This is a genomic window from Pseudomonas cyclaminis (genome assembly GCF_015163715.1).
Lineage (GTDB): Bacteria > Pseudomonadota > Gammaproteobacteria > Pseudomonadales > Pseudomonadaceae > Aquipseudomonas > Aquipseudomonas cyclaminis.
The window spans coordinates 25,124-35,607 of record NZ_JADDUM010000031.1; the positions used below are offsets into that span (position 1 = coordinate 25,124).

Annotated in this window: 9 protein-coding genes; 5 read left to right on the forward strand and 4 right to left on the reverse strand. The window is 58.4% G+C overall.

Annotated features, from left to right (window positions below; all coding sequences use genetic code 11):
* Window positions 1-151 precede the first annotated feature (151 nt).
* The 5 genes from rbfA to IQK56_RS04680 all read left to right on the forward strand — a co-directional run bounded on the left by rbfA (window position 152) and on the right by IQK56_RS04680 (window position 5,215).
* Window positions 152-547, forward strand: coding sequence for a 30S ribosome-binding factor RbfA (gene rbfA / locus IQK56_RS04660; protein WP_003176137.1), 396 nt, complete (start codon window positions 152-154; stop codon window positions 545-547).
* A gap of 3 nt (window positions 548-550) precedes the next feature.
* Entirely contained in the window at window positions 551-1,468 is a 918-nt protein-coding gene (truB, locus tag IQK56_RS04665; protein ID WP_032884721.1) for a tRNA pseudouridine(55) synthase TruB, read from the forward strand.
* A gap of 260 nt (window positions 1,469-1,728) precedes the next feature.
* Window positions 1,729-1,998, forward strand: coding sequence for a 30S ribosomal protein S15 (gene rpsO, locus IQK56_RS04670; protein WP_003176135.1), 270 nt, complete (start codon window positions 1,729-1,731; stop codon window positions 1,996-1,998).
* Window positions 1,999-2,193: 195 nt separating this feature from the next.
* Complete coding sequence (gene pnp / locus IQK56_RS04675; RefSeq protein WP_099584795.1) at window positions 2,194-4,299, forward strand: polyribonucleotide nucleotidyltransferase; 2,106 nt, start codon at window positions 2,194-2,196, stop codon at window positions 4,297-4,299.
* 295 nt (window positions 4,300-4,594) lie between these two features.
* Window positions 4,595-5,215: a BON domain-containing protein gene (locus tag IQK56_RS04680; RefSeq protein ID WP_122307130.1), complete on the forward strand. Its 621-nt coding sequence runs from the start codon at window positions 4,595-4,597 to the stop codon at window positions 5,213-5,215.
* A gap of 146 nt (window positions 5,216-5,361) precedes the next feature.
* Here the strand turns inward: IQK56_RS04680 and IQK56_RS04685 are convergent, their stop codons facing one another.
* The 4 genes from IQK56_RS04685 to IQK56_RS31030 all read right to left on the reverse strand — a co-directional run.
* Window positions 5,362-8,295, reverse strand: coding sequence for a DUF748 domain-containing protein (locus tag IQK56_RS04685; RefSeq protein WP_193863996.1), 2,934 nt, complete (start codon window positions 8,293-8,295; stop codon window positions 5,362-5,364).
* An 87-nt stretch (window positions 8,296-8,382) separates the two neighbouring features.
* On the reverse strand, window positions 8,383-9,399 hold the full coding sequence (locus tag IQK56_RS04690) for a class I SAM-dependent rRNA methyltransferase (RefSeq protein WP_193863997.1): 1,017 nt from the start codon (window positions 9,397-9,399) through the stop codon (window positions 8,383-8,385).
* Between the two features lie 55 nt (window positions 9,400-9,454).
* Window positions 9,455-10,324: an oxygenase MpaB family protein gene (locus IQK56_RS04695; RefSeq protein WP_122307133.1), complete on the reverse strand. Its 870-nt coding sequence runs from the start codon at window positions 10,322-10,324 to the stop codon at window positions 9,455-9,457.
* Between the two features lie 16 nt (window positions 10,325-10,340).
* A partial coding sequence (locus IQK56_RS31030; protein WP_193901565.1) for a hypothetical protein occupies window positions 10,341-10,484 on the reverse strand: 144 nt, incomplete at its 5' end.

Here is a 10,484-nt window from a genome sequence, read left to right on the forward strand (position 1 = left end):
CTTCCGGAGCCACGTCGCGTGTGGGCATGCAAATGCCCCGCGCAGCGTACGGACTCTAAACGCAACGCCCGGTCTGGCTTTTGTCAGGCCGGGCGTTTGCCGCTTTCAGACCCCACGGGTTTCACCGTGTGGCAGTAACAGGTAACAAGACATGGCAAAAGAATACAGCCGTACCCAACGTATCGGCGATCAGATGCAGCGCGAGCTGGCCCAACTGATCCGTCGCGAAGTCAAAGACCCGCGCGTTGGCCTGGTCACCATCACCGCCGTTGAAGTGAGCCGTGACGTGGGTCACGCGAAGATCTTCATCACCGTGATGGGGCAGGACAACAGCGAAGAAATCGCACAAAGCATCAAGGTGCTCAACTCGGCCGCCGGTTTCCTGCGCATGCAGTTGGCCCGCGAAATGAAGTTGCGCAGTGTTCCGCAGTTGCACTTCCACTACGACGAAAGCGTCGTGCGTGGCGCGCACCTGTCGGCGTTGATCGAGCGCGCCGTGGCTGAAGACAGCCAGCATCCGTCCACACCTGAAGACGCCAAGGAGTAAGCGGTGGCTCAGGTCAAACGTATCCGTCGCAACGTCAGCGGCATCATTCTGCTCGACAAGCCCATTGGCTTTACCTCCAATGCCGCGTTGCAGAAGGTCCGCTGGCTGCTCAATGCCGAGAAGGCCGGGCATACCGGTAGCCTTGATCCCCTGGCCACCGGCGTACTGCCGTTGTGCTTTGGCGAAGCGACCAAGTTCTCGCAATACCTGCTGGATTCCGACAAGGGTTACGAAACCCTGATGCAACTGGGCAAGACCACCACCACGGCGGATGCCGAAGGTGATGTTTTGCAGGTTCGCGATGTGACCGTTGGTCGTGCTGATATCGAAGCCGCTTTACCCGCTTTTCGTGGGCAAATCAGTCAGATACCGCCGATGTACTCGGCTCTCAAGCGTGACGGGCAGCCACTTTACAAGCTGGCACGTGCGGGCGAAGTAGTGGAGCGTGAACCGCGTTCTGTTACTATTGCGCGCTTGGAATTGCTCGCCTGTGAAGGTGAAACCGCACGCCTGGCCGTGGACTGCAGCAAAGGCACCTATATCCGTACCCTGGTGGAAGATATTGGTGAGCAGCTCGGTTGCGGCGCGTACGTTGCAGAACTGCGACGCACCCAGGCCGGACCTTTCAGCCTCGCTCAGACGGTCACGCTGGAAGAGTTGGAAGCGGTACACGCCGAAGGCGGCAATGAAGCGGTTGATCGCTTCCTGATGCCATCGGACAGCGGTTTGCTGGATTGGCCGTTGCTGCACTTCTCGGAGCACAGCGCGTTCTACTGGCTTAACGGCCAGCCGGTACGTGCCCCGGATGCTCCGAAGTTCGGCATGGTGCGGGTACAGGATCATAACGGTCGCTTTATCGGTATCGGTGAAGTGAGCGAAGACGGGCGCATCGCGCCGCGTAGACTGATTCGGTCAGAATGACCGGAACCAGTTTGTGGTAAAAGCGTAGCGAGCGAAGGTAAGACAAGGAAAAAACAGGCGAGGAAGCGGAGTTAACTGCTGTTAATGAGCATTCCGAGCCTGTTTTTGACGCAGGATTACCGAGCGCAGTAGCTTTTACGCAAACTGGGACGAGTGTGGCTGTTAACAGGCACGGTCAACACTCATTTTTAGATACAGGGATTTGTCCCTGGCCTGTTGAAACTGCCCTTTGGGTGGTTTCCTGAAAAAAGGATTGCCTCATGGCTCTCGACGTTCAAGAAAAAGCACAAATCGTTGCTGACTATCAGCAAGCTGTTGGTGACACTGGTTCGCCAGAAGTGCAAGTTGCACTGCTGACCCACAACATCAACAAGCTGCAAGGTCACTTCAAGGCCAACGGTAAAGATCACCACTCCCGTCGTGGTCTGATCCGCATGGTAAACCAGCGTCGTAAGCTGCTGGATTACCTGAAAGGCAAGGATCTGGGTCGTTATCAGGCTCTGATCGGTCGCCTGGGTCTGCGTCGCTAATAAGCGATTGCGCTAGAGGTTGGTTGTCTGCCGTGTGTCATCGGGATTCCCGTTGGCTCATGGTAGGCTCCCAGCCTCAAGTTTTATCTGGATACACGTTTTACCCCTGGACAAGGGTTGGGCCGATTCCCGACATTGCCCAAGAATTTCGCAAGAAAACAAGTTCCCCAAGAGCCACAAAGAAGGTAGGACACCGTGAACCCGGTTATCAAAAAATTCCAGTTCGGTCAGTCGACCGTTACCCTTGAGACAGGCCGTATCGCCCGTCAAGCCTCCGGCGCAGTGCTGGTTACCGTTGATGACGACGTTACCGTATTGGTGACCGTTGTTGGCGCCAAGACCGCTGACCCGAGCAAAGGCTTCTTCCCTCTTTCTGTTCACTACCAGGAAAAGACTTACGCTGCCGGTAAGATCCCTGGCGGTTTCTTCAAGCGTGAAGGTCGTCCTTCCGAGAAAGAAACCCTGACTTCCCGACTGATCGACCGTCCGATCCGTCCGCTGTTCCCAGAAGGCTTCATGAACGAAGTGCAGGTTGTCTGCACCGTCGTTTCCACCAGCAAGAAAACCGATCCGGACGTCGCTGCGATGATCGGTACGTCGGCTGCCCTGGCGATCTCCGGTATTCCTTTCGATGGCCCGATCGGCGCTGCCCGCGTTGCTTTCCACGAAAGCACCGGCTACCTGCTGAACCCGACTTACGAGCAACAGAAAGCATCGAGCCTGGACATGGTCGTTGCCGGTACCTCGGAAGCCGTATTGATGGTTGAATCGGAAGCCAAAGAGCTGACCGAAGACCAGATGCTGGGCGCCGTACTGTTTGCTCACGACGAATTCCAGGTTGTGATCAACGCGGTTAAAGAACTGGCTGCCGAAGCTGCCAAGCCAACTTGGGCCTGGGCTCCGCAAGCCGAAGCTACCGAACTGCTGGGCGCTATCCGCTCCGAGTTCGGCGCTGCCATCTCCGACGCCTACACCATCACCGTCAAGGCCGACCGTTACGCTCGCCTGGGCGAGCTGAAGGATCAGGTTGTTGCCAAGCTGTCCGGTGAAGAGGGCCAGCCTTCTTCCAGCGAAGTCAAAGCTGCATTCGGTGAAATCGAATACCGCACCGTTCGCGAAAACATCGTTAACGGCAAGCCACGTATCGACGGTCGTGACACTCGCACCGTACGTCCGCTGAACATCGAAGTCGGCGTTCTGCCGAAGACCCACGGTTCGGCACTGTTCACCCGTGGTGAAACTCAGGCTCTGGTAGTCGCGACCCTGGGTACCGCCCGTGACGCACAGCTGCTGGACACCCTGGAAGGCGAGAAAAAAGACCCGTTCATGCTGCACTACAACTTCCCTCCGTTCTCGGTGGGCGAGTGTGGTCGCATGGGTGGCGCTGGTCGTCGCGAAATCGGTCACGGCCGTCTGGCCCGTCGTTCGATTTCCGCAATGTTGCCTGCTGCTGACGTGTTCCCGTACACCATCCGTGTTGTGTCGGAAATCACTGAGTCCAACGGTTCCAGCTCCATGGCTTCCGTTTGCGGTGCTTCCCTGGCCCTGATGGACGCCGGTGTACCGATGAAGGCACCAGTTGCCGGTATCGCCATGGGTCTGGTTAAAGAAGGCGAGAAGTTTGCCATCCTGACCGACATCCTGGGCGACGAAGACCACCTGGGCGACATGGACTTCAAAGTAGCCGGTACCGCTAAAGGTGTTACCGCGCTGCAGATGGACATCAAGATCAAAGGCATCACCGAAGAAATCATGGAGATCGCTCTGGGCCAAGCCCTGGAAGCGCGCCTGAACATTCTCGGCCAGATGAACCAGATCATCGGCCAGTCGCGCACTGAGCTGTCGGAAAATGCTCCGACCATGATCGCGATGAAAATCGACACCGACAAAATCCGTGATGTTATCGGTAAAGGTGGCGCGACCATCCGTGCGATCTGCGAAGAAACCAAGGCTTCGATCGACATCGAAGACGACGGCTCGATCAAGATCTTCGGCGAAACCAAGGAAGCGGCTGAAGCGGCTCGTCAGCGCGTTCTGGGTATCACCGCTGAAGCCGAGATCGGCAAGATCTACGTCGGTAAGGTTGAGCGCATCGTCGACTTCGGCGCATTCGTCAACATCCTGCCTGGCAAAGACGGTCTGGTTCACATCTCCATGCTGAGCGACGCTCGTGTTGAGAAAGTGACCGACATTCTGAAAGAAGGCCAGGAAGTGGAAGTGCTGGTACTCGACGTGGACAACCGCGGCCGTATCAAGCTGTCCATCAAGGACGTAGCAGCAGCCAAGGCTTCGGGCGTTTAATTACCCGCAGGTTTAAGCTGAAAAAAAGGACCCTTCGGGGTCCTTTTTTTATGAGCGTGGGAAAGTGAAGTGAAATCAGCCGTTTAGCCCACTGCAAAAGCCGCAACTTGCATGCAGGCACGACGGCCTTCATGCAAGTTGCACGATTCCGGAAATATGCCATATTCATAAGTTGTTGTTTTATAAGGGTTTAATTGGGTTTTGCGACTTGGCACACTGCCTGCAATATCCCTGTTAACGCTGCAGCATCAAGGTTCACGTACTGCAGACTTTTAATAAAACAGGAGTTACTCGTATGAAGAAGTTCGCTCTCGCTACTGCTACCGCTCTGACTCTGGCCATGGGTGCTAACGTAGCCTTTGCTCAGACTTCCCAAGCCCCTATGACGTTGGCGGCTGGCGAAGCTACCAAGGCTAAGGAAAGCGTTTCGGATACTTGGATCACCACCAAAGTTAAATCCGACCTGCTGACTGAAAAGGGCATTCCTGGTTCGGACATCAAGGTTGAAACCAACAAAGGTGTGGTTTCCCTGTCCTCGACAGTTGCTATCTCTGACGCACAGAAAGCGACTGCTGTAGCGATCACCAAAAAGATCAAGGGTGTCACTGCTGTTTCCGCGGATGGCCTGATGGCCGGCGGTGCTACCAAAGCAGACGGCATCGACAAAACCAAAGGCGCGGCCCATGACGCGAAGGAAACCACCAGCGACACTTGGATCACCACCAAGGTAAAAGCTGACCTGGTTACCGAAAAGGGCATCCCTGGCACCGACATCAAGGTCGAAACCAACAAAGGCGTGGTTTCCCTGTCGTCGACTGTAGCCGTTACTGAAGCGCAGAAAAACACTGCTGTAGCGATTACCAAGAAAATCAAAGGCGTTAAAGCTGTCTCGGCCGATGGCCTGAAAGCAGAGTAACGCCAGACAGTTCGTTTGACTTAAGCGGCGGCCACGAGTGAGCTAGATATCCACTCAATGCACCTCTAAGGTTCATGCGACCGACCACACGGATGTGGTCAACCGGGCCCCGGCACTTGTGTCGGGGCCTTTTCTATTGGGCCAGGTTATTCGGCATCCAGGTGCATAAGCGTTACCACACGGCCATCTTTCTCCGCCTGGCCCAGGTTGGCATCAATAAAGTACACGCGGTCGTCTTCCAACTGGCCCTTGTCCACCAGGTAATCCTTGATGGTGCTGGCGCGATCCTGGCCGAGTTGACGCAGCAGCACGTCGCTGTTGCTCCAGAACTTGATCACGCCGTCACGCAGCTTGGCAGACCGGTCATCGCGGCTCAGGTCTTTCCACTCCGCAGGTGGCTGTTGCTTCACGCGGGTACGGTAGATGCCTTCGAGCAACGGTGCTTTTTCGCTTTCCGGAACGACCAGCAACGACGCTTGAGCCGGGACTTTATCGCCGCGGCGCTGGAGGATTTTGTAGTAGTTGTACTGGTATTCGCGTTCCAGGCGTTCGGCGGCCAGGAAAGGGCCGTCGCTGCTGGCAGCCGCTGTGCCTTCAATTTCCAGGCGCAGGGCTGGGCGTTCCTTGAGTGCCTTGGCCAGTGTGTTCAGCGCGCTCTCGGCATCTTTGCTCAACTCGCTGGAACCCGGGGCGAAGGATACATTGCCCAAGTCCTCCGAGCCGCCACCGGTGACCAACCCGCCGATAAACTTGAACGGCGCTGTCGCTGCACGGACCACCAGGTTACGCAGGGTCTGCCACACAATCGGCATCACGCTGAATTGCGGGTTGTTCAGGTCGCCAGTAACCGGCAGCTCAATCGAGATCTTGCCGTCGGTGTCCTTGAGCAAGGCGATTGCCAGGCGAATCGGCAAGTCCACGGCATCCGCGCTGTCGACCTTCTCACCCAGTTGCAGTTGCTCGACCACCACTTTGTTCTCGGCCTTCAACTGGCCTTTGGTGATCACGTAGTGCAGGTCGAGGTTGAGGCGGCCCTTGCGGATACGGAAACCGGCGAACTTGCCTGAATAAGGCGTCAATGTGGTCAGCTCAACGCGTTTGAAACTGGTGGCGATGTCCAGTGCTGACATGGGGTCAAACGGGTTCACGCTGCCTTTGATCGTCACCGGCGCGTAGCGGTCCACTTTGCCCTTGATATCGACGCTGGCCGGTTTGGCCAGACGGCTGTCAATCGTGCCGATCTGTCCGTTGAGCTGTTGAATGGCAGTGGCGAAGTTGGGTGTAAGACTGAAGTCGGCAAAGTTGGCCGAGCCGTCGTTGATAGCAATCTGCCCGATACGAATGCCCAGGGGTTTATCCTTGCTCGCAGCAGGCTTGGCCGCCGATTTGGCACCCGTGTCGGCCGGCTGCGGGATCAGCAGGTCGTCGACGTTGGTGGTGCGGTCGTCGTTGATCATGAATCGCGCATAGGGTTGCAGCAGGTTGACCTTGTCGATCGACAGGCTGTTGCCGTGCTGATAGTTCAGGCCCTCGACGACCAGACGCTGCCACTTGAGGAAGTCACGGGTCTTCAGGGTGTCCAAGGTGTGCAACTGGTCAACCTGCGCCCGCCCTGTAATCTGCAGCGCCAGGGGGTCGGTGCTTTTCAGGTTCACGTCGAGGTCACTGCCGAGCATGCCACTGCGCAGTTCAAGACGGATAAATGGGCTGATATAGGACTGAGCGACCCGCAGGTCGATGTCCTTGGTGGTGACCTTCAACCTGGCGCTGACCGGGTTGAGGTTGACGTCGCCGGTCGCCTGGATCTTGCCTTGCTTGCCCAGGCCGCTGTCGACCTTGAGCGTGAAGGGGCTCTGGTTGAGGCTGTCGAAATTCTGCACATCGACATTCAGCGGGCCCAGCTCCAGCGCTACCGCCGGTTTGACCTGTCGGTCGGCCAAGTGCACTTGATAGTTGCGCAGTTGCACGTCCTTGAGCAGCACCTGCCAAGGTTTGCTTGGCGCAGCGGGTGCAGGCTTTGGCGAATCGGCGGTGGCGGGCGCCGTGGCAGGCTCCGGCGCCTTGGCTGGCTTGCTCGGTTGGCTGGCGAACAGTTTCTGCCAGTCCAGTTGCCCATCGGCCTCACGGGCGGCCCAGGTTTCCAGTTTGTTGCTGCGGATCTTGCCGACCACCACTTGCTGCTTGGCCAGGTCCACTGTGGTCTCGCTGACGTCCAGGCGCTCCAGGCGCGCCAACGGCCGGCCATCCGGCGCCTTGATGGCGAACGGCGCGATGCTGGCGGCGGTGTTGGTCAGGTTCAGCTCGGTTTCTTTGGCCAGGCTGAATTTGTAGTCGGTACTGAAGTTGAGCACACCGTCTTCCAGGACCAGGGGCAGCGCGTCACGCACATACGGCCACCAGGCTTTCATCTTGCCGTCAGTGACCTTCAGCGTACCTTCGGATGTGATCGGCACCAGGCTGAAGTTGCCTTTCCAATCGATCTGCCCGCCTTCAGGGCCTGCCGCGACCAGGGTCATGTCGGCGTTGTCTTCAGGCAAGGTGCTGAGGTTCTTGAGCTCAAAGTCGAGTTTGTTGTAGAGAAACTCGATTGGTTCGCTGGGGCGTAGATCCTGGAAGTGCACGTAACCGCCGGCCAGCTTGATGCTGTCGATACGCAGTGGGAACGGCTTGGCGTCGGGATCGGCGGGGGAGGGTTCGCTCGCAGGCAATTTGAACAACTGCGCCAGGTTCAATTGGCCGGACTTGTCGAACAGCAGCTCGGTCTTGGGCTGATCCAATTGCACAGCGGCCAGATGCAGTGCGCGGGTCCACAGGCTGTCGATCTGCAGGTTGGCGTAAAGGCGCTCAAAACCCACCTGTTCCTTGCCGGGTTCACCAATCTTCAGGCCCCATGCGGTGACTTCCAGGCTGAACGGATTGAGCTCGATACGCTCGATCCGCGCCGGCACCGTGGCGTAATTGGCCAGTTGTTGGTTGGCAATGCGAAGGGCGATGCCCGGCAGAATCAAAAAGCCCAGCAAGCTGTACAGGGCAAGGGCAGTCAACAAGGCGCCAGTGGCGCGAATCAATCCTTTGGGCATGGGGCGGCGCCATCTATATCGAACAGGAGTGCCTTGGAGTATGGCACGGGTTTTCGGTTCCGAAGAGCCGGGGCTTTGCGACGTGTCCTACAGCTGGAGTATCAATGTTTTCAGGGGTGGCTGCTGATCCTGTGAAGGAAAATCCGCCCCCGGTGTCATGATTTGCCAGTCGCGCACTGGCCGCCCGGTTTTTTCCGCGCAGCGCAGGACCTGTTCGCGCCAATCCTCCATGCTGACTTTTGCCAGGTTGTTGCAGCAAATCAGCACGCCGTTGTCGGCGGTGGCCAGCAGTGCGGGCTTGAGCAGGCTCTGGTAGTCGCGCAACAGGTCGACGGTGCCGAAGGCGCTCTTGGCCCAGGCCGGAGGATCCAGCAGCACCAAGTCATACTGACGCTGTTCAAGACGCGGGTAGCTCGGCAGTTTCTGCCCGCGCCGTTGGGTGATCGGCAGCCCGGCCAGTTGGCGAATCGCCGGGAAGTAGTCGGACTGCACAAACGCCATGCTCGGCAGTTGTGGGTTGAGCAGACCGTTTTCACGCCCGACGGCCAGGTTGCCTTCAGCGAAGTCCAGGTTGCACACCTCACTCGCGCCACCGGCCGCGGCGCTCAGGCCCACGCCGCAGGTGTAGGCGAACAGGTTCAGCACGCTTTTGCCGGCACTGTGCTCTTTGACCCAGCCGCGTGTATTGCGCAGGTCGAGGAACAGTAGAGGATCCTGACCGGCATGGCGGCCGCGCACACGGTAATTGAGGCCCCATTCGTGGCCGACCAGGTCTTCCAGTGCTGCGGGTTCGGCGCGATAGACCGTGTCTTCGCGGTCGATCCGCGAGTTGCCACGGGAACGGTCGTTGTAGACCAGCAGCAACTCCAGGCCCAGGTACTGGTTGATCAGTTGATGCAGGTCCAGCAGGTCTGTGGTTTCCAGCGACTGGTGGAAGCTTTGCACCAGCAACTGCGGGCCGTAGCGGTCGATGGTCAGGCCGCCGGCACCTTCCTGGCTGCCGTGGAACAGGCGATAGCAATCGGTGCCTTGGGCGTGCAGCTCGCTGATCAGGTCTTGGCGATGATCGAGGGCGGCGCGCAGCGCCTGATTCAAGGGAGACATGGAGCGCGCCTGGCTGTAAATGAGGGCGCGAAGTTTAACAGCTATAGGGCCTTGCCTACATCAACCCCATCCGTCGGTGTGCCCGTTGTACCGAACCATTGCGCATCGCCCAGCGCAGCAACGGCGCACTGCGCTTGACCCCGGCGCGAATCATCTGGCGTTGCACCGGGTTCTGCTGCTGACCGAGCATGGCGCTGGCCCAGTCCGGCAGCAGGTCGATTCCGGCCTGCATCATCAAGGCGCCAAACGGCTTGGCCAACGTGCTGGGCGAGGGCGCGTTCAGCAGCAGGCGCAGCACTTCGCGGCTGCGTTCGTCGCACAGCAATTGCGGACGGACACGTTCCAGATAATCGGAAATTTCCTGCCGTGAGCGCGGTACATGCCGCGCGCCCAAGCGTTCGGCCACCAGGGCGATCTCACTGTAGTAACGATCCTGGTCGGGCCCGGAAAGAGCCGGGTTGCGGTAGCGCAAGTGGGCGGCGAGAAAGTTACTCACCTCCGCTACATGCACCCAGGTCAGCAGGTCCGGGTCGCTTGCCGCATAAGGCCGCCCATCCGGGGCATGGCCGACCACCTGCAAATGAATGGTGCGCACTTTTTCGATCAGCCAGTCGGCATCTTTGCGCGAACCGAAGGTCGTGCCGGAAATGAACTGCGAAGTGCGTCGCAGGCGCCCGAGCATGTCCTGGCGAAAGTTCGAATGGTCCCACACACCGGCCAGGGCCAGAGGATGCAGGGCTTGCAGCATCAACGCACTGATGCCGCCGATGAGCATGCTGCTGAAGTCGCCATGGACTTGCCAACTGACCGAGTCGGGCCCGAACAGGCCGGGATCGCCCTTGGGGTTTTCCAGGTCCAGTTGGCCCAGTGACAAGCCGGTGAGGCTCATCAGTTGGGTTTCGATACGGCTGCGGATAAATTCCATGGCGACTCAGGGTTTCCTAGCGGTTCAGGCGTTTGTCGATCAGGCCGTCCACGACGCTGGGGTCGGCAAGGGTCGAGGTATCGCCGAGGCTGTCCAGCTCGTTGCAGGCGTTTTGCGCAAAATCCTGCGCAATGATCTTGCCGGAGCGGGTTTTCGGCAA

Coding starts and splice junctions, on each gene's coding strand:
- rbfA (WP_003176137.1), top strand. CDS start 152: ATGGCAAAAGAATACAGCCGTACCCAACGTATCGGCGATCAGATGCAG.
- rpsO (WP_003176135.1), top strand. CDS start 1,729: ATGGCTCTCGACGTTCAAGAAAAAGCACAAATCGTTGCTGACTATCAG.
- IQK56_RS04680 (WP_122307130.1), top strand. CDS start 4,595: ATGAAGAAGTTCGCTCTCGCTACTGCTACCGCTCTGACTCTGGCCATG.
- IQK56_RS04685 (WP_193863996.1), bottom strand. CDS start 8,295: ATGCCCAAAGGATTGATTCGCGCCACTGGCGCCTTGTTGACTGCCCTT.
- IQK56_RS04690 (WP_193863997.1), bottom strand. CDS start 9,399: ATGTCTCCCTTGAATCAGGCGCTGCGCGCCGCCCTCGATCATCGCCAA.
- IQK56_RS04695 (WP_122307133.1), bottom strand. CDS start 10,324: ATGGAATTTATCCGCAGCCGTATCGAAACCCAACTGATGAGCCTCACC.